The organism is Streptomyces sp. SD15, from assembly GCF_054462255.1.
On the sequence record NZ_JBTLMO010000020.1, the window covers coordinates 107,975 to 125,817 of the forward strand.

16 protein-coding genes, 1 pseudogene and 1 riboswitch are annotated in these 17,843 nt (G+C 68.5%); of the genes and pseudogenes, 8 read left to right on the forward strand and 9 right to left on the reverse strand.

Annotated features, from left to right (window positions below):
- Window positions 1-18: 18 nt before the first annotated feature.
- Window positions 19-153, reverse strand: a riboswitch (cobalamin riboswitch).
- 62 nt (window positions 154-215) lie between these two features.
- From ACX28W_RS21315 to ACX28W_RS21340, 6 genes are all read right to left on the reverse strand, one after another.
- The gene (locus tag ACX28W_RS21315) at window positions 216-734 is read right to left on the reverse strand and encodes a GNAT family N-acetyltransferase (protein WP_459000591.1); all 519 of its coding nucleotides are present in this window, start codon (window positions 732-734) and stop codon (window positions 216-218) included.
- Between the two features lie 165 nt (window positions 735-899).
- Window positions 900-2,510 carry a monocarboxylate uptake permease MctP gene (mctP, locus tag ACX28W_RS21320; RefSeq protein WP_459000593.1) on the reverse strand — a complete coding sequence of 537 codons (1,611 nt, stop codon included), beginning with the start codon at window positions 2,508-2,510 and terminating at the stop codon, window positions 900-902.
- Window positions 2,507-2,770, reverse strand: a complete 264-nt coding sequence (locus tag ACX28W_RS21325) for a DUF3311 domain-containing protein (protein ID WP_459000594.1) — start codon at window positions 2,768-2,770, stop codon at window positions 2,507-2,509. The genes mctP and ACX28W_RS21325 overlap by 4 nt, the downstream gene beginning before the upstream one ends.
- Before the next feature lie 178 nt (window positions 2,771-2,948).
- Complete coding sequence (locus ACX28W_RS21330; RefSeq protein ID WP_459000595.1) at window positions 2,949-3,149, reverse strand: YbdD/YjiX family protein; 201 nt, start codon at window positions 3,147-3,149, stop codon at window positions 2,949-2,951.
- The gene (locus tag ACX28W_RS21335) at window positions 3,121-5,292 is read right to left on the reverse strand and encodes a carbon starvation CstA family protein (protein WP_459000596.1); all 2,172 of its coding nucleotides are present in this window, start codon (window positions 5,290-5,292) and stop codon (window positions 3,121-3,123) included. The genes ACX28W_RS21330 and ACX28W_RS21335 overlap by 29 nt, the downstream gene beginning before the upstream one ends.
- Before the next feature lie 112 nt (window positions 5,293-5,404).
- The gene (locus ACX28W_RS21340; RefSeq protein ID WP_459000598.1) at window positions 5,405-6,169 is read right to left on the reverse strand and encodes a GntR family transcriptional regulator; all 765 of its coding nucleotides are present in this window, start codon (window positions 6,167-6,169) and stop codon (window positions 5,405-5,407) included.
- Window positions 6,170-6,589: 420 nt separating this feature from the next.
- On the opposite strand from ACX28W_RS21340, the gene ACX28W_RS21345 reads away from it, so the two are divergent.
- From ACX28W_RS21345 to ACX28W_RS21360, 4 genes are all read left to right on the forward strand, one after another.
- Window positions 6,590-7,876 carry an extracellular solute-binding protein gene (locus ACX28W_RS21345; RefSeq protein ID WP_459000599.1) on the forward strand — a complete coding sequence of 429 codons (1,287 nt, stop codon included), beginning with the start codon at window positions 6,590-6,592 and terminating at the stop codon, window positions 7,874-7,876.
- Between the two features lie 137 nt (window positions 7,877-8,013).
- Window positions 8,014-9,003 carry a carbohydrate ABC transporter permease gene (locus ACX28W_RS21350; RefSeq protein WP_459000600.1) on the forward strand — a complete coding sequence of 330 codons (990 nt, stop codon included), beginning with the start codon at window positions 8,014-8,016 and terminating at the stop codon, window positions 9,001-9,003.
- Window positions 9,000-9,842 (forward strand): carbohydrate ABC transporter permease, encoded by an 843-nt coding sequence (locus ACX28W_RS21355; RefSeq protein WP_459000601.1) that lies wholly within the window; start codon window positions 9,000-9,002, stop codon window positions 9,840-9,842. Before ACX28W_RS21350 ends, ACX28W_RS21355 begins: the two co-directional genes overlap by 4 nt.
- Before the next feature lie 9 nt (window positions 9,843-9,851).
- Complete coding sequence (locus tag ACX28W_RS21360; protein WP_459000602.1) at window positions 9,852-11,396, forward strand: glycoside hydrolase family 3 protein; 1,545 nt, start codon at window positions 9,852-9,854, stop codon at window positions 11,394-11,396.
- A gap of 124 nt (window positions 11,397-11,520) precedes the next feature.
- Here ACX28W_RS21360 and nagB read toward each other — a convergent pair whose 3' ends face one another.
- Window positions 11,521-12,306 (reverse strand): glucosamine-6-phosphate deaminase, encoded by a 786-nt coding sequence (nagB, locus tag ACX28W_RS21365; RefSeq protein ID WP_459000603.1) that lies wholly within the window; start codon window positions 12,304-12,306, stop codon window positions 11,521-11,523.
- 326 nt (window positions 12,307-12,632) lie between these two features.
- Between nagB and ACX28W_RS21370 the strand changes: the two genes are divergently transcribed.
- Window positions 12,633-13,232, forward strand: coding sequence for an isochorismatase family protein (locus ACX28W_RS21370; protein ID WP_459000604.1), 600 nt, complete (start codon window positions 12,633-12,635; stop codon window positions 13,230-13,232).
- On the forward strand, window positions 13,225-14,151 hold the full coding sequence (locus ACX28W_RS21375) for a GlxA family transcriptional regulator (protein WP_459000605.1): 927 nt from the start codon (window positions 13,225-13,227) through the stop codon (window positions 14,149-14,151). The genes ACX28W_RS21370 and ACX28W_RS21375 overlap by 8 nt, the downstream gene beginning before the upstream one ends.
- A 24-nt stretch (window positions 14,152-14,175) precedes the next feature.
- Here the strand turns inward: ACX28W_RS21375 and ACX28W_RS21380 are convergent.
- A pseudogene (locus tag ACX28W_RS21380) lies at window positions 14,176-14,436 on the reverse strand (SDR family NAD(P)-dependent oxidoreductase); the annotation flags it as partial.
- A gap of 96 nt (window positions 14,437-14,532) precedes the next feature.
- On the opposite strand from ACX28W_RS21380, the gene ACX28W_RS21385 reads away from it, so the two are divergent.
- Together ACX28W_RS21385 and ACX28W_RS21390 are read left to right on the forward strand one after the other, a co-directional pair.
- Window positions 14,533-15,159 carry a TetR/AcrR family transcriptional regulator gene (locus tag ACX28W_RS21385; protein ID WP_459000606.1) on the forward strand — a complete coding sequence of 209 codons (627 nt, stop codon included), beginning with the start codon at window positions 14,533-14,535 and terminating at the stop codon, window positions 15,157-15,159.
- Between the two features lie 482 nt (window positions 15,160-15,641).
- Window positions 15,642-17,108 (forward strand): sensor histidine kinase, encoded by a 1,467-nt coding sequence (locus ACX28W_RS21390; protein ID WP_459000642.1) that lies wholly within the window; start codon window positions 15,642-15,644, stop codon window positions 17,106-17,108.
- Between the two features lie 170 nt (window positions 17,109-17,278).
- Here ACX28W_RS21390 and ACX28W_RS21395 read toward each other — a convergent pair whose 3' ends face one another.
- Window positions 17,279-17,536: a WhiB family transcriptional regulator gene (locus ACX28W_RS21395; protein WP_016639615.1), complete on the reverse strand. Its 258-nt coding sequence runs from the start codon at window positions 17,534-17,536 to the stop codon at window positions 17,279-17,281.
- Window positions 17,537-17,843: the final 307 nt, after the last annotated feature.

The window sequence follows — 17,843 nt, forward strand, 5'->3', positions numbered from 1 at the left end:
TCGGCGCCCGGGCCGGGTGGCCGGGGCGCGCTGTCGACAGGTCCTCGGACTGAAACTCGTACGCGAATACATACGTATGCGCACAAGTACACCGTTGCGGGACAGTTCCGGATTCGCACCGGATTCCCCTGCGACGACAGCGAGCACGAGCATACATCTAGTGCCGGGTCGCGGGAGCACCCCCACATGTTGTGTCACGGCGGCCTCAGAGGGGGCTACGGAGTGTGCTGGAGCGTCAACTCGTAGGTGATCAGGAGGAGGTCGTCGAGGTGCGGGATGGGGTTCCAGTCGCGCTCGGGGGTACGGGTGAAGCCGAGGCGCGCGTAGATGCGGTGGGCCGTGTGCATGGTGCGCTGGGTGGAGAGCACGACGCGTCCGCAGCCTTCGATGGCGCGTGCGCGGTCGACACAGGCGCGTACGAGGGCCTCGCCGACGCCTCGGCGGCGGGCTTCCGGCGCGACGGCGAGCATACGGATCTCGGCCTCGCCGGGCCGGGCGATGTCGGCCATGGGTCCGCCGGCCGGGACGAAGGTCACGCCGCCCCACACCTGGTCCCGCTCCGTGGCGACCAGCACCTCGGCCGCCGCGGCCCGCTGCGCGACGTCGCGCAGCTGCCCGAGGTACCCGTCGCTCTCGCCGAAGTCGAGCAGTCCGTCACCGAGATAGGCCTGCGCGGTGATCTCGCCGACGCGCTCGTACTCCTCGGGCCGGGCCCGCCTGATGACGATGTCCATGCCGTGCAGTGTGCCGCAATCCTTTAGCCCGTCCGGCGTTTGAGGACGAGGCCGTTCAGGCCGAAGCGGGGGTCTGGGGGCGGCAGCCCCCAGGGATGGGACGGGTAGGGGCGGCGGGGGCGAAAATCCGCCCCCGCCGCCCCTACCCGCATCCGCACCCGGTGGCTAGTGAGCCGCGCCCGCCGTGGCCGGCGGCAGCTCCACCGCGACGCCCGGCTCCCCCGCGTCCGCCGTGTAGTCCTCCGGAGACGTCTCGTCGACGCCGTCAGGGGCCTTGAAGGCACGCAGGGCGAAGGTGAGGACGACGGTCACGATCACATTCAGCACGAACGCCGTCAGGCCGATGTAACCGATCTCCCCGATGCCGGGGATCTCCTTCGAGCTGCCGCCGAAGTGCTTCTGGGTCGGGGACGCGACGCCGTACGCGGCGAGCGTGCCGTAGAGCATGCCGACCGCCCAGCCCGCGAGCAGCGCCCAGCGGTGGAACCAGCGCGTGAACAGGCCGCCGACCAGGGCCGGGAAGGTCTGCAGGATCCAGATGCCGCCCAGGAGCTGGAAGTTGATGGCGACCGTCTTGTCCATGGTGAGGACGAAGGCCAGCGCGCCCACCTTCACCAGCAGGGAGACCAGCTTGGAGACCTTGGTCTCCTGCTGCGGGGTGGCGTCCGGCTTGATGAAGTCCTTGTAGATGTTGCGGGTGAAAAGGTTCGCGGCCGCGATGGACATGATGGCGGCCGGGACCAGCGCGCCGATGCCGATGGCCGCGAAGGCCACGCCCGCGAACCAGTCCGGGAACATGTTCTCGAAGAGCTGCGGGATGGCGAGCTGGCCGTTGGTGACCTTCACCCCGGCCGCGATCGCCATGAACCCGAGCAGGGCGAGCAGGCCCAGCATCAGCGAGTACAGAGGGAGGATCGTGGTGTTGCGGCGGATCACCTCGCGGCTGCGGCTGGAGAGCGTCGCCGTGATCGAGTGCGGGTACATGAACAGCGCGAGCGCGGAGCCGAGCGCGAGGGTGGCGTAGGTCCATTGCCCGGCCTCGGCGGGGACGACCCCGCCCGCGCCGGCCGCCGTGTACTTGTCGTTCGCCGCCTTGAAGATCTCGTCGAAGCCGCCCAGCTTGATCGGGATGTAGATGATCGCCACCGCGATGACGATGTAGATCAGCGTGTCCTTCACGAAGGCGATGAGGGCGGGGGCCCGCAGGCCCGACGAATACGTGTACGCGGCCAGCACTCCGAAGGCGATGAGCAGCGGCAGGTCCTTGATGAACCAGTTCGTCCCCTCGCCGCCGCCGACGCCCATCACGTCCAGGACGGCCTGGATGCCGACCAGCTGGAGCGCGATGTACGGCATCGTGGCGAGGATGCCGGTCACGGCGACCGCCAGCGACAGGCCCTTCGAGCCGAAGCGCCCGCGCACGAAGTCCGAGGTCGTCACGTATCCGTGCTTGTGCGAGACCGACCACAGGCGGGGCAGGAAGGTGAAGATCAGGGGATAGACCAGGATCGTGTACGGCACGGCGAAGAAGCCGGCCGCGCCCGCCGCGTAGATGGCGGCCGGTACGGCGACGAAGGTGTACGCCGTGTAGAGGTCACCGCCGAGCAGGAACCAGGTGACCCAGGTGCCGAACGACCGTCCGCCCAGGCCCCATTCGTCGAGGCTGTGCTCGTCGTCGGCCTTGCGCCAGCGCGCGGCCAGGAAGCCCATGACCGTGACGGCCAGGAAGAAGAAGATGAAGACGGCGAGTGCGACGCCGTTCACGCCGTCGTTCATGCTTCGGGACCGCCCTTCGGAGTGGTGCGGGCGCGCTGGTCACGCTGCCACAGCTGGTACGCGATCACCGTGAGCGCCGTGGATACGAGCACCCACAGCATCTGGTACCAGTAGAAGAACGGGATGCCGATGAAGGTGGGGTCCGTCTTGGCGTACGAGCCGACCCACAGCATCGCCACGAAGGGGGCGAACAGACACAGGACGATCACGACGCGGACCGGTGTCACCACCGGTGGCTTCACTTCGGGCACATCTGACATTCGGCGGCTCCGTCCCCTCACTGGGCACCTGTGATCGCTTGTGATCACCTGCGTAACGCGCAGGCAATCTAGGCGACGTCACACACAAGCGGAACCCCTCGTCCGTATATCGGTCCTAGGGGCAGCGCTTTCGTGCGGTCGGGGGCGGATTCGTGCCGTCAGCAGCGGATTCGTGTAGTCAGCAGCAGCGGAACCCCTCTCGCGGGTCCTTCTCCTGGCGGTCCGTGCGCATCCGCTCGAATTCGCGCCGGGACGGCACGCAAGCGCCCGGATGGCCCCTACGGAGATGCGCTACATAGCGGTCGTACGCGGACTCATCGGTCAATTCGCGTACGTACCACCGCACTCCGCTAACCGCCCTGCGCAGTACCGACCGCATCCCGCTCCCCCTCCTCCTTCTCCTCCTTGGTCGGGATCAGCCCGGCCGGAGCGACGATCTTCGACTCCACGTAGGGTGCCTCGCTCAGCGTGGACAGGGCGGGGCGGCGTATGTGCCGGACGCAGATCCTGGCCGCGTCCACGATCACGACGACGACGAGGACGGCGAGGGCTGCCGAAAGGACGCCGTCCACCGTGGAGTTGGTGACGACGGTGTGCATGTCGTCCATGTTCTTGGCGGGCGGCAGGACTTTTCCGGCGTCGATGCCGTCCTGGTAGACCGACCGCTGCTTGAAGAAGCCGACCCGCGGATCGCTGGAGAACACCTTCTGATAGCTGGCCGTCAGCGTCACCGTGGCGTCCCAGATCAGCGGAATCCCGGTGATCCAGGCCCACTTGAGGCGTCCGGACTTCACCAGCAAGGTCGTGCAGACGGCCAGCGCGACCGCCGCGAGCAGCTGGTTGGAGATGCCGAAGATCGGGAACAGCTGGTTGATGCCGCCGAGCGGTTCGTGGACGCCGACCCAGAGGAAGTAGCCCCACAGGCCCGTCACGACGGCGCTGGTGATGACCAGGCCCGGCTTCCAGCTCACGTTCTTGAACGGCCGGTAGACGTTCCCGAGCATGTCCTGGAGCATGAACCGGCCCACGCGTGTGCCCGCGTCCAGCGCGGTCAGGATGAACAGCGCCTCGAACATGATCGCGAAGTGATACCAGAACGCCCGCAGACTCCCGCCGGTCACCTGGGAGAAGATCTCCGAGACCCCGACGGCGAGGGTGGGCGCGCCGCCGGTGCGGGAGAGGAGGGTCTGCTCCTCGACCTGTTGCGCGGCTTTCGCGAGGTCCGCGGGGGAGATGGTGTACCCGAAGTTCGCGACCGCCTGGGAGGCCGACTCGACGGTGGTCCCGATGACCCCGGCGGGCGCGTTCATCGCGAAGTACAGCCCCGGGTCGATGACGCAGGCCGCGACCAATGCCATGATCGCGACCGCCGACTCCATCAGCATGGAGCCGTACCCGATCATCCGGACCTGGGTCTCCTTCTGGATCATCTTGGGCGTCGTCCCGCTCGATATGAGCGAGTGGAAACCGGACAGGGCGCCGCAGGCGATGGTGATGAAGACGAACGGGAAGAGCGAGCCCGCGAAGACCGGCCCGTTGCCGCGAGAGGCGAAGTCCGTCACCGCGTCCATCTTCAGCGTCGGCAGCGCGATGACGACGCCCAGCGCGAGCAGCACGATCGTGCCGATCTTCATGAACGTGGAGAGGTAGTCGCGGGGTGCGAGAAGCATCCACACCGGCAGGATGGAGGCGATGAAGCCGTACGCCACCAGCCAGACGACCAGGGTGGAGGGGGCGAGGGTGAAGGTGTCGGCCCATGACGACTCGGCGACCCAGCGGCCCGCGATCAGGGCGAGCAGCAGCAGTGCGACGCCGATCAGCGAGACCTCGGTGACCCGTCCCGGCCGCAGTACCCGCAGGTAGAAGCCCATCAGCAGGGCGATCGGGATGGTCATCCCGATGGAGAAGGTGCCCCAGGGCGAGGCCGCCAGGGCGTTGACGATGACCAGCGCGAGCACCCCGAGCAGGATGATCATGATGGCGAAGGCGGCCAGCAGCGCGGCGGCGCCGCCGAACGGACCGATCTCCTCGCGGGCCATCTGTCCGAGCGAGCGTCCGTCCCGGCGGGTCGAGAAGAACAGGACCACCATGTCCTGGACCGCGCCCGCGAAGATCACTCCGACGATGATCCAGATGGTGCCGGGCAGGTAGCCCATCTGTGCGGCCAGTACCGGCCCGACCAGGGGGCCCGCGCCCGCGATCGCTGCGAAGTGGTGGCCGAGCAGCACGCGCCGGTCGGTCGGATGGAAGTCGATGCCGTTGTTCAGCCGCTCCGCCGGGGTGGCCCGGGTCTTGTCGACCTTGAGCACCTTGTGCACGATGAACTTCGCGTAGAAGCGGTAGGCGATGGCGTACGAGCCGAGGGCGGCGGCGACCATCCAGGCGGCCGACACGTTCTCGCCCCGTGAGAGCGCGAGTACGGACCAGCCGGCTGCGCCCACCAGTGCGACGAGGGTCCAGATGACGATGGTGCGGGGAGCTGCCTTGCGAGGTGATGCCGTCTCAGGGCTTTCAGTGCGCACGGGTCGTCCTCCCGTCCATGAGTGAGGGGAGGACGGTAGAGCAGGAAGAGGAGGAGCGCTACACCACGTGCACTACCTCAAGTGGCTTATTCCTGCGGCCGCTTGACCGTGGTTACTCCTGCGGCCGCTTCAGCCGTGCCACGAACTTGTACCGGTCTCCCCGGTACACCGACCGCACCCACTCCACCGGCTCGCCCTGCCGGTCCAGCGAGTGGCGGGAGAGCATCAACATGGGCAGCCCGACATCGGTGCCGAGCAGGCCGGCCTCGCGCGGGGTGGCCAGCGACGTCTCGATGGTCTCCTCGGCCTCGGCGAGATGGACGTCGTACACCTCGGCGAGCGCGGTGTAGAGCGAGGTGTACTTGACGAGCGACCTGCGCAGGGCGGGGAAGCGCTTCGCGGACAGGTGGGTCGTCTCGATGGCCATCGGCTCGCCGCTCGCGAGACGCAGTCGTTCGATACGCAGTACCCGGCCGCCGGACGAGATGTCGAGCAGCCCGGCGAGGGTGTCGTCGGCGGTGATGTAGCCGATGTCCAGGAGCTGCGAGGTGGGTTCGAGACCCTGGGCGCGCATGTCCTCGGTGTACGAGGTGAGTTGGAGCGCCTGGGAGACCTTCGGTTTGGCGACGAAGGTGCCCTTGCCCTGGATGCGTTCGAGGCGGCCCTCGACGACCAGCTCCTGGAGGGCCTGGCGCACGGTGGTGCGCGAGGTGTCGAACTCGGCGGCGAGGGTGCGCTCGGGCGGGACCGGTGTGCCCGGCGGCAGCGTCTCCGTCATGTCGAGCAGGTGCTTCTTGAGGCGGTAGTACTTGGGCACGCGCGCGGTACGGATGGGTGCCCCACCCTCGTTCTCCGCACTGCCGACGTCGGTGCTCATACTCTGCCTTCCCGGCTCCGGATGCCGAAGCGACCGACATCACCATCGGTCACGGCTCACATCGTGGCACGGCTTCTTGTGCGAGTGTCCCCCCGCACGCTCCGTGATCCCCTCTATATACCGTCGGCGTTCCTTTTGGTCTAGTCCATGGCTCGGGGGAGGGTGCGTGCCCGGGCCGTGTGAGACCGGTGAAAGGTCGTGCCGGTTATGCCACTTACCTACTTAAAGGTCCTTGCATATTTAGGTCGCGTAACGGACGTCCGGGCGGGCTTGCACACCCTTGACACCCCTCTAGGTCTAGGCCAAGCTCCCCCCTACTGGTCTACACCATTGGTCCAGTCCCGGCCCCATGGGCGGTACGTGCGTTGATGCTCACCGCGGGGAGGCAGGGGGGTTTGTGGCATCCCTGAGGAGGGTGGCGTGAAGCGCAAGCTGATAGCCGCGATCGGTATCGCGGGCATGATGGTCTCCATCGCGGCGTGCGGGGACAGTGACAACAACTCCGGGGGGTCGGACAAGGGCGCGGACGCCAAGGAGCTGACCGTCTGGCTCACCGTGGACGCGCAGAACAACTGGCCCGAACTGGTCAAGGCCGCCGACGCCGCCGTGAAGGCGAAGCACCCGGGCGTCAAGATCAACCACGAGTACTACGGCTGGCCGGACAAGAACACCAAGCTCGACGCCGTCCTCGCCACCGACAAGGCTCCCGACGTGGTCGAGATGGGCAACAGCGAGATGCTCGGCTACATGGTCAAGGGCGCCTTCGCCCCCGTCGACGCGTCGAAGTACGAGAACTCGGACGTGTGGCTGGACGGCCTCAAGACCTCCGTCACCTACGAGGGCAAGACCTACGGCGTGCCGTACTACGCCGGTGGCCGCGTCGGCAACTGGCGCAAGGATCTGGCCGCTTCGGTCGGCGTCAAGTCGGCTCCGAAGACGTACAAGGAGCTCACCTCCGCCCTGGACAAGATCCAGAAGAAGGAGGGCGACAAGTTCAGCGCCTGGTACCAGCCCACCCGCGACTGGTACGCGGCCATGTCCTTCGTCTACGACGCCGGTGGCTCGATCGCGGTCGAGTCGGGCGGCCAGTGGAAGGCCAACCTCTCCTCGCCCGAGTCCATCAAGGGGCTCGAGGCGTTCAAGAACGTCGTCGACACCTACATGCACGGCGACAAGACCAAGGACGAGTCCGACCGCTACATCGTCTACGGCCAGGGCAAGGCCGCCATGATCTTCGGCGCCGCCTGGGAGGGTGCGACCTCCGAGGCCCCGGAGAACGACAAGACCGGCAAGCTCAAGGGCAACCTCGAGAACTTCGTGATGCCCGGCCCGTCCGGCAAGAACCTCCCCGTCTTCCTCGGCGGCTCCGACCTCGCGATCCCCGTGAAGTCCAAGGCGCAGGCCCTCGCCGGTGAGTGGATCAACGCCTTCACGGGCGCCACGGGCCAGAAGGGTCTGATGGCCAAGGGCAACCTGCCCAACAACAAGACCGACCTCGCCACGCTGAAGAACGACCCGGCGACCGTGGTCCAGGCCACCGCGGCCGAGAGCAACTGGTTCGTGCCGATGGCACCGGGCTGGGGCCAGGTCGAGAAGGCCCAGGTCCTGCAGACGATGCTGCAGAGCATCGGCACCGGCAAGAAGTCGGTCGAGGCCGCCGCGAAGGAAGCGGACGCCGCGATCGACAAGGTGATCAACACCAAGTGATCTGAGACAGGGCCCCGTTGCCGGCGGGGCCCTGCTTTCCGTACGGCCTGGTCGGGGGGCGCGGGGGACTCCCGTACGACCTGGCCGTACGGGGCTTCGCCTTCGTACGACCTGAGGGACCGCTGAGGAGCGCGCGGATGAGTGCCGCTGATACGACCACTGCCAAAGTGCCGCCGACGCGGCCGTCGCCACCACCACCATCGGCCGCTCCGGACAGGCCACGCAGAGGGCGGGCCTCCGGCGGGACGGCCGTGCCCTGGGCCCTGCTCGCCCCCTGTCTGCTGATCCTCGCGCTGGTTTTGGGCTATCCCCTCGTCCGGCTGGTCACCCTCTCCTTCCAGAAGTTCGGGCAGTCCCAGCTGTGGGGCTTCCAGCCGGCCGAGTCGGTCGGCCTCGACAACTTCGAGAAGGTGCTGGGCGACAGCGAGTTCTGGGCCGTCGTGGTCCGCACGATCGTCTTCGCCGCCGGAGCCGTCGTCTTCACGATGGTCATCGGCATGCTGATCGCGCTGCTCCTCCAGCGGGTCTCGGGCTGGGTGAAGGCGCTCATCAACATCGTGCTGGTGGCCAGCTGGGGCATGCCGATCATCGTGGCCACCACGGTCTTCAAGTGGCTCTTCGACTCGGACTACGGCGTCTTCAACGCGCTGCTCAGCAAGCTGCCGGGCGTCGACATGGTCGGCCACAACTGGTTCGCCAGCGGGCCGCAGGGGCTGGCCGTGATCATGCTCCTGGTGGTGTGGGGGGCCGTGCCCTTCGTCGTGATCACTTTGAGTGCCGGTCTCACGCAGGTCCCGAAGGAGTTGGAGGAGGCGGCCCGCCTCGACGGCGCGGGCGCCTGGGGTGTCTTCCGTTACGTCACGCTGCCGATCCTGAAGCCGATCATCGTGATGCTCACGACGCTCTCCGTGATCTGGGACATGGGCGTGTTCCCGCAGGTCTTCGTGATGCGGGGCGGCCATCCCGAGGCCGAGTTCCAGCTGCTCACCACGTACTCGTACGACCGCGCGTTCGTGGTCAACGACTACGGGCAGGGATCGGCGATCGCCCTGCTCACCGTGCTGTTGCTGCTGGGTGTGGTCGCCGTGTACATGCGGCAGATGCTGAAGATCGGAGAGGTCGAATGAGCACGCTCGCCCCTCAGGCGCGCAGGAAGTCCAAGCTCGGCTGGAACCTTCTCGGCCTGCTCGTCTTCGTCACCGCGGGCTTCCCCGTCTACTGGATGCTGAACACGGCGTTCAAACCGGCGAAGGACGCCATCGACCCGGATCCGAGCCTGTTCCCCACCGGACTGACGCTCGGCAACTTCCGCCGTGCGCTGGACATCGCGGACTTCTGGGGCCCGGTGGGTCGCAGCCTGATCGTTTCTGCGGCGGTGGTCGTGATCGGGGTCGTCGTCGGCATGCTGGCCGCCCTGGCCATCTCCCGCTTCGCCTTCCGCGGCCGCAAGATCGTGATCGTCGGCATTCTGGCGGTCCAGATGGTCCCGCTGGTCGCCATGATCATTCCGGTGTTCCTGCTGCTCAACGACCTGAACCAGTACGACAAGCTCTCCGGTCTGATCATCACGTACCTGACCTTCATCCTCCCCTTCACGGTGTGGACGCTGCGCGGCTTCATCGTCAACATCCCGAAGGAACTGGAGGAGGCGGCCATGGTCGACGGCTGCTCGCGCACGGGCGCCTTCATGCGGGTGGTCTTCCCGCTCCTCGCCCCCGGCCTGGTCGCCACCTCGGTCTACGGTTTCATCCAGGCCTGGAACGAGTACCTCTACGCCCTGATGCTGCTGAGCCAGAAGAACCAGACCGCCACCGTCTGGCTGGGCAACTTCACCACCCAGCACGGCACCGAATACGCACCGATGATGGCCGGTTCCACGATGATGGCCGTGCCGATCGTCGTCCTGTTCCTCATCGTCCAGCGCAAGATGGCCGCGGGACTGACCGCGGGCGCTGTGAAGGGATAACGCCACCCGATGACGACACTCGCCAGCGGTTCCACCGCGTCCAATTCGGCGGAAGACGGGCTGACACGCGACGCGCTCACCGTCCTCCAGCCCGGCTTCACGGGAACCACCGCCCCCGACTGGCTGCTCCGCCGCCTCGGCGAAGGCCTGGCCTCGGTCGGCCTGTTCGGCCGCAACATCGCCTCGCCGGACCAACTGACGGCCCTGACGGCCCAGTTGCGCGCGGAGCGGGACGACGTCCTGGTCGCCATCGACGAGGAGAGCGGCGATGTCACCCGCCTGGAGGTCCGCACCGGCTCCTCCTACCCCGGCAACCACGCGCTGGGCGCGGTGGACGACGTCGAACTGACCAGGGAGGTGGCCTCGGCACTCGGCCACCGTCTCGCGGCCTGCGGGGTGAACCTCAACTGGGCCCCGTCCGCGGACGTGAACTCGAACCCGGACAACCCGGTCATCGGCGTACGGTCCTTCGGCGCCGACCCCGACCTGGTGGCCCGGCACACCGCCGCTTATGTCACCGGCCTGCAGTCCGCGGGCGTCGCCGCCTGCACCAAGCACTTCCCCGGGCACGGCGACACGGCGGTCGACTCCCACCACGCGATGCCGCGCATCGACGCCGCGCCCTCGGTGCTCCAGTCCCGTGAACTCGCCCCGTTCCGGGCCGCGATCGCCGCGGGTACGCGCGCCGTGATGAGCGCCCACATCCTCGTCCCGGCCCTGGACCCCGACCGCCCGGCCACCCTCTCCCGCCGCGTCCTCACCGGCCTGCTGCGCGAGGAACTCCGCTATGACGGCCTCATCGTCACCGACGGCATGGAGATGCAGGCCATCGCCGCTACGTACGGCATCGAGCGGGGAAGCGTCCTCGCCATCGCGGCCGGCGCGGACGCGATCTGTGTGGGCGGAGGACTGGCGGACGACGAGACGGTACGGCGGCTGCGCGACGCCCTCGTCTCCGCGGTCCGCGCGGGGGAACTCCCCGAGGAACGCCTCGCGGACGCGGCGGCGCGCGTGCGGGCGCTGGCCGCCTGGACGGCCGCCACGGCCGCACGGACTACGCGCCCCGCAACCGGCCCGAACGGTGTCGCCGAGATCGGACTGATCGCCGCCCGGCGGGCACTCACGCTCACCCCCACCGCGCCGTACGCCCCGCTCACCGAGGCTCCCTACGTCGCAGTCCTCGCCCCCGTCGCGAACATCGCCGTCGGCGACCAGACCCCCTGGGGTGTCGCGGCCGAACTGGCCCACCTCCTGCCCGGCACGCAGACGGGCACCTTCGCGGGCGATGACGCGGGCGACGACTCCGGCGAGGACGTGGGCGCCGCGGCCCTCGCTGCGGCGGGCTCCCTTCGCATCGTCGCCGTCGTCCGGGACGAACATCGTCATCCCTGGATGGCGACGGCCCTGGACACCCTCCTGACCTCCCGCCCCGACACGATCGTGGTCGAGATGGGCGTACCGCAGGCTCCGCCGAGGGGCGCCCTGCACATCGCGACGCACGGCGCGGCGAGGGTGTGCGGTCGCGCGGCGGCGGAGGTCATCGCGGGGGAGTAATCACCCGAAGACGAAGACGAAGACGAAGACGAAGACGAAGACGCCGGTGCCGGGGCCCCAGCGGGAGCCCCGGCACCGGCACGCTTCTGTGTTTCTGCCGGCCTTCGTGATCGTGTCCGTGCGGCTAGATTCCCTGCCAGTCCGGCTTGTTCGCGAACGTGTGGCGGAAGTAGTCCGCGAACTTCAGCTTGGCCGCCGCCGCCTCGTCCACGACGACCGTGGCGTGCGGATGGAGTTGGAGGGCGGACGCCGGGCAGACCGCCGCCACCGGTCCCTCGACGGTGGCGGCCACCGCGTCCGCCTTGCCCTCACCCGTGGCGAGCAGCACGAGATGCCGCGCCTCCAGGATCGTGCCGATGCCCTGCGTGATGACGTGGTGCGGCACCTGCTCGATGTCGCCCTCGAAGAACCGCGCGTTGTCGACCCGGGTCTGCTGGGTCAGCGTCTTGATCCGGGTCCGCGAGGCGAGTGAGGAGCACGGCTCGTTGAACCCGATGTGCCCGTCCGTCCCGATCCCGAGCAACTGGAGGTCGACCCCACCGGCCGAGGCCAGCGCCTTGTCGTACGCCTCGCACGCGGCCCGCACGTCCTCGGCGGTGCCGTCCGGTCCCATGAACGCGTCCATGCTCAGCCCCAGCGGCTCAAGCACCTCGCGCCGCAGCACCGAACGGTACGACTCGGGATGCTCGGCCGGCAGCCCCACGTACTCGTCGAGCTGCGCGATCCGGGCCCGCGAGGCGTCCACGGCACCGGAGCTCACCTTCGCGGCCAGCGCCTCGTAAATGGGCAGCGGGGTCGAGCCCGTGGCCACGCCGAGCAGTGCCTCGGGCTTGTGCCGCAGCAGCTCCGCCATGGCCTCGGCTATCAGCTCGCCGCCCGCCTTGGCGTCCGGGACGATGACAACTTCCACGCTGGGCCTGCCGATCTGGAGAGGGGACTCAATTGGAACCCGAAAGGGGACACATGTGGTATAGACCAATCTAGCAGAGCCCTTACCATCCGGTCGCGCCGGTGCCCCATGCCGCCCACGGGGGGCGGCGGCCCCGCGGCAAAGGTCCCACAGGGCCATACGACTACGAACTTCCGCCCCTCCCTCCTCTTCTCTCCCGCGTCCGACGACCTGCCGGCGGACGCCTTGGTCGCTCAACTGCCTGACCTCCTGATGACCGGATCGGTCCGCCGGCAGACCCGATGTGGCCTGTCGCCGCCCCGCCCGCACGGCTCAGGCTTGAGGACATGACCCGAGCACTGATCGTCATTGATGTCCAGGAGTCCTTCCGCGCCCGTCCGCTGTGGGAAACCACCTCCGACCTGAAGATCGCCGACCAGGTGAACCGCCTGGTCCGGCTCTCCCGCCAGGCCGGGGACCTGGTGGTGTGGGTACTGCACTCCGAGCCCGGCAGCGGCGATGTCTTCGACCCGGCCCTCGGCCATGTCCGGCTGATGGAGGAACTGGAGCGAGCGGAGGGGGAGCCGCTGATCCACAAGACTTCGCACAACGCCTTCACCACCACCAACCTGCAGCAACTCCTCACCGCGCGCGGTATCCGCGAGCTCACCGTGTGCGGCATCCGCACCGAGCAATGCGTGGAGACGACCACCCGCGTCGCCGCCGACCTCGGCTACCAGGTCACCTTTGTCACCGACGCGACCGCGACCAATCCCATTCCCCACCGCGACGCTCCCGCCGACCAGAGCGTCGCCGATCTGTTGGCCGACCCCCGCACGCTGCCTACCGAAGAGGTCATCAGGCGCACGGAGTACGCCCTCGCCGGACGCTTCGCCACCATCGCGACGATCGACCAGCTGGAGGCCGCAGCAGGACTTCATGCATGATGACCGAATCGTGAGCCGCATCGTCTTCTTCCTGGTGCCCGGAATCCACTTGCTGGACCTGGCCGGGCCCGCACAGGTCTTCTCCACGGCCGCCGACTTCGGGCACCCCTACACGCTCGCCTACGTCGCCGAGCAGCCACAGGTCTCCACCGCCCAGGGGCTGCCGCTGGTGGCCGGGCTCGACTGGCCCGAGCTCGGGCCCGAGGATCTGATCGTGGTGCCCGGCTGGCGGACAGACCCCCTGGGCGACGGCCCCGCCATCGGCGCCGCCTCCCTCCAGGTCCTCCGGGACCACCACGCCAGGGGCGGGACGGTGGCCAGCGTCTGCGCCGGAGCCGAGGCGCTCGGCCAGGCCGGCCTGCTCGACGGCCGCCAATGCACCACCCACCACGACGTGCAGGAGGAGCTGGCCCGACGCCACCCCGGAGCGGTGGTCGTCCGCGACGTCCTGTTCACCGCCGACGACCGGGTGATCACCTCGGCCGGTATCGCCAGCGGCATCGACCTGGCACTGCACCTGGTCGCGACCCGGCACGGCCCGGCCGTCGCCGCCCAAGTGGCCCGGGAAATGGTCGTCTACGCTCGCCGCAACGGCCATGAACCGCAGGCCAGTGCGATGCTCCGGCATCGGTCCCACCTCGACGACACCGTGCACCGCGCCCAGGACCTCATCGACGCCCGCTTCGACCAAGCACTCCCCCTGCCCACCCTGGCCGCGGCCGTCGGCGTGAGCGAACGCACCCTCACCCGCCTCTTCAGTCGTGCCACCGGACTCACCCCACTGCGCTACCAGCAGACTCTCCGCCTCGAACGCGCCCAACACTTCATCAGCCACGGCGCGACGATCGACGCCGCCGCCCGCTCAGTCGGCTTCGAGGACCCGCGCATGCTGCGCCGCCTCCGCGCCCGCATGGCCTGACCGCGTCAGGTGGCCGAACGCCCATATGTCCAGCCCGTCCGCCCGCCGGTCGAATGCCTCCCACAGTCTCGCCGCGTCACCCGGCTGCCCCAGCTCCACCCCGATGGCGAAGGCCGAGCCGCCGGCCGCCTCGATCGCGGCGACCGTCTCCTTCGCCGCCGCCTCATTGCTGCCGTAGTGCACGGCCACCCGGGCGCCGTCCCGCCCGCCCCGCCCGGCGATGCCCCGCCCGATGCCCCTGCCGCCACCGGTGACGAGTGCCGTCCTGCCCGTGAGTACGCCCATGTCGGCGCCCCTTTCGCATTTCCCTAGCGGTCGATACAGAAAAACCGTACAGCAACCCGCCGACATTTCTCTAGCACCCGCTATAAAATCCACCCCATGGTGAACAGGCAGCAGGCCGAGCCGGAGAGTAGAGCCAAGCAGCGCGGCCGCCCCCGCTCCTTCGATCGCGAGACCGCGCTGGAGAAGGCGATCCTCGCCTTCTGGGAGCACGGCTACGAGGCGACCTCCGTCTCCGACCTCACCCGTGTCATGGGCATCGGTGCCCCGAGCTTGTACGCGGCGTTCGGCGACAAGCAGACGCTCTTCGAGGAGGCCGTCCGCGTGTACGGCACGACGTACGGCTCCTTCGGTGACCGCGCCCTGGCCGAGGAACCCACGGTCCGCGGCGCGGTGGAACGGATGCTCCGCGAGGCGGCGGCCGAGTACACCGACCCGCACCATCCGCACGGCTGTCTGGTCATCCACGCGGCCATCAACTGCACGACGCCCGAGGTGGAGGAGTCCCTGCGGGCGCGACGCAATGCCACGATCGCCGACTTCGAGAGCCGGATAAGCGCGGGCATCGCCGCGGGCGAACTGCCCGCGGACACCGATGCCGCGGCCCTCGCCCGGCATACCGGCGCGATGATCCAGGGAATGTCCCAACAGGCCCGCGACGGAGCCACCAAGGAGGAGCTGGAGGCCGTCGCCGAACTCGCGATGGCGATCTGGCCCCGGTCGTGACTCCGGCCATGATCCCGGCCGTGATCACGGCTGCGGCATCGGCGGCCGCTCCCCACCCCGTTCGCCCCCGCTCATGGGCCGATCCGGCCCCCGACGGGGGTTGAAGCGGGCTAGTCTGCATGGTGGATGCTGTGGGAAGTTCGATAAAGAGACAACAACACGCATCTACCGACGCATGGACGCGCCCACGTGGTCTAGTCCACAATGCATAGGTAAAGCGGCATCAACTGAACAAGCCTCCGTCTTCCCCGCACAGGAAGGCGGACCGAGGAACCGGCGCTCTCTGCCCTGACTGCTCCGGGTCCTCTCCTTCGGCCGACCGGGACCGCACACCCCGCGGCCGTTGCTGCTCCGGGCTGCGGTGCCGGGAGGGCTGAGGGTCCCTCCCAGGCGCCGCGGCCCGCGGGTGTTTCCGGGCCCGCGCAGGTGGCTGATTTCGGGGGCTGTCATATACGCCGGGTACGCTCGCACATGTGCCCTCCATGAACGACCTCGTACGCCAGCACACCGCCCTCGGTGACTCCGATCTCGAGTGGCTGCATCTGCTGGTCTCGGAGTGGCAGTTGCTCTCCGACCTCTCCTTCGCCGACCTGGTGCTGTGGGTCCCCACGCGCGACGGCACCCGCTATGTGTCCGTGGCTCAGATGCGGCCCAACACCGGCCCGACCTCGTATCAGGACGACATGGTCGGCCACCTCGTCCCGCGCGGCCGCCGGCCCCTGCTGGACGCCGCGCTCGACGAGGGCCGGATCGTGCGCGAGGGCGATCCGGAGTGGCGGGAGGAGGTCCCGGTACGGGTCGAGTCCATCCCCGTACGCAGGGAGGGGCGCGTCCTGGGAGTGATCGCCCGCAACACCAACCTCCTCACCGTGCGTACGCCGAGCCGGCTGGAGCTGACGTACCTCCAGAGCGCATCCGACCTTGCCCAGATGATCGCGGCGGGCACCTTCCCGTTCCCCGACCAGCAGGTCGACATGGACGCCTCGCCGCGTGTGGGAGACGGGCTGATCCGCCTCGACGCGGACGGCACGGTCCAGTACGCCTCTCCGAACGCGCTGTCGGCGTACCACCGCCTGGGGCTGGCCGCCGACCTGGTGGGCCACAACCTCGGTGTGACCACCGCCGAACTCGCGCCGTCCCGAGGTCCGGTCGACGAGGCACTGGCGAAGGTGGCCAGCGGCTGGGCGCCCCGCGAGTTCGAGATCGAGAGCGGTGACGGGGTGATCCAGCTGCGCGCGATTCCGCTCAAGCCCAAGGGCACTCGCGTCGGTTCACTCGTACTCCTGCGCGACGTCACCGAACTGCGACGCCGCGAGCGCGAGTTGATCACCAAGGACGCGACCATCCGGGAGATCCATCACCGGGTGAAGAACAATCTCCAGACGGTGGCGGCCCTGCTGCGGCTCCAGGCCCGGCGCATCGAGTCGGAGCGCGGCCGTGAGGCCCTGGAGGAGGCTGTACGCCGGGTCGGTTCGATCGCGATCGTGCATGAGACGCTGTCTCAGAACCTGGACGAGCGAGTGGAGTTCGACGAGATCGCCGACCGTGTGCTCGCGATGGTCGCCGAGATCTCGCCCGGCAAGGTCACCGGGCGCCGCACCGGCCGCTTCGGGATTCTGGACGCCGAGGTCGCCACCCCGCTGTCCATGGTCCTCACCGAGATTCTGCAGAACGCGCTGGAGCACGGCTTCCGCGAGGGCGACCGGGGCACCGTCGAGGTCTCGGCGGTCCGCGGCGGCACCACCAAGGACACCCGCCTGCTGGTCACCGTCCAGGACGACGGGGTCGGTCTCCCGGAGGGCTTCGACCCGCACCGCTCGGGCAACCTCGGCCTGCAGATCGTACGGACCCTGGTGGAGGGGGAGTTGGGGGGTACGTTCGACATGGTCGCGGCGCCGGAGCGCGGCACGCAGGTCATCCTGGACATCCCGGTGCCGGCCCATAAGTAGTCCGCGTCAAGCAGTCCGTGGCGCATGACAGTGGCCCCGGACCAATTTCGGTCCGGGGCCACTGCTTACGTTGCTATGCGCATCGGGGGTACTGCGCGCTGCGGCTCGGGGGCGGGAGATGCGTACTCGCTGTACGCGCCGCCAAGCTCAGGCTCGTGCGGGGTGGGGTGTCAGGCGGATGCCTGACGGGCCCGGTTGCGGGCGGCGCGGCGCTTCATCGCACGGCGCTCGTCCTCGCTGAGGCCACCCCAGACGCCGGAGTCCTGGCCGGACTCAAGCGCCCACTGCAGGCACTGCTCCATAACGGGGCAGCGGCGGCAGACGGCCTTGGCTTCCTCGATCTGCAGCAGCGCAGGACCGGTGTTGCCGATGGGGAAGAAGAGCTCGGGGTCTTCCTCGCGGCAAACGGCGTTGTGACGCCAGTCCATGGCTGCTACCTCTCCTTGGTATTACATGCACGTTGCTTGTGAATGTGAACGCTTTCACGAATCCCTCAACAAGTGAAGGGCCGACTGCCAGGTTTCCCTGACGTGGTCCTGTGATTTGAGGAGGGGTTCTGGCTCTCTGTGGGGCCGATGCTGCGGGCCGTCCCGATCGCCACGTAGAGACTCGCAAACCTCAGCGGCGGATACAACCCCTTCCGGAAAGTTTTTTTTGATTCCTCGGTGTCGACTAGGTCACAGCCGTACTTCCATGGGGTGGACCCTGGTCTAAACGTTCGAGTGAAAGGACTTT

Excerpts from the sequence above, each read along its gene's own strand:
- ACX28W_RS21360 (WP_459000602.1), top strand. The coding sequence starts at position 9,852 with ATGACGACACTCGCCAGCGGTTCCACCGCGTCCAATTCGGCGGAAGAC.
- ACX28W_RS21330 (WP_459000595.1), bottom strand. The coding sequence starts at position 3,149 with ATGCGGTCGGTACTGCGCAGGGCGGTTAGCGGAGTGCGGTGGTACGTA.
- ACX28W_RS21325 (WP_459000594.1), bottom strand. The coding sequence starts at position 2,770 with ATGTCAGATGTGCCCGAAGTGAAGCCACCGGTGGTGACACCGGTCCGC.
- ACX28W_RS21370 (WP_459000604.1), top strand. The coding sequence starts at position 12,633 with ATGACCCGAGCACTGATCGTCATTGATGTCCAGGAGTCCTTCCGCGCC.
- ACX28W_RS21375 (WP_459000605.1), top strand. The coding sequence starts at position 13,225 with ATGCATGATGACCGAATCGTGAGCCGCATCGTCTTCTTCCTGGTGCCC.
- ACX28W_RS21385 (WP_459000606.1), top strand. The coding sequence starts at position 14,533 with ATGGTGAACAGGCAGCAGGCCGAGCCGGAGAGTAGAGCCAAGCAGCGC.
- ACX28W_RS21395 (WP_016639615.1), bottom strand. The coding sequence starts at position 17,536 with ATGGACTGGCGTCACAACGCCGTTTGCCGCGAGGAAGACCCCGAGCTC.
- ACX28W_RS21390 (WP_459000642.1), top strand. The coding sequence starts at position 15,642 with ATGAACGACCTCGTACGCCAGCACACCGCCCTCGGTGACTCCGATCTC.
- ACX28W_RS21355 (WP_459000601.1), top strand. The coding sequence starts at position 9,000 with ATGAGCACGCTCGCCCCTCAGGCGCGCAGGAAGTCCAAGCTCGGCTGG.
- ACX28W_RS21340 (WP_459000598.1), bottom strand. The coding sequence starts at position 6,169 with ATGAGCACCGACGTCGGCAGTGCGGAGAACGAGGGTGGGGCACCCATC.
- ACX28W_RS21350 (WP_459000600.1), top strand. The coding sequence starts at position 8,014 with ATGAGTGCCGCTGATACGACCACTGCCAAAGTGCCGCCGACGCGGCCG.
- mctP (WP_459000593.1), bottom strand. The coding sequence starts at position 2,510 with ATGAACGACGGCGTGAACGGCGTCGCACTCGCCGTCTTCATCTTCTTC.
- ACX28W_RS21315 (WP_459000591.1), bottom strand. The coding sequence starts at position 734 with ATGGACATCGTCATCAGGCGGGCCCGGCCCGAGGAGTACGAGCGCGTC.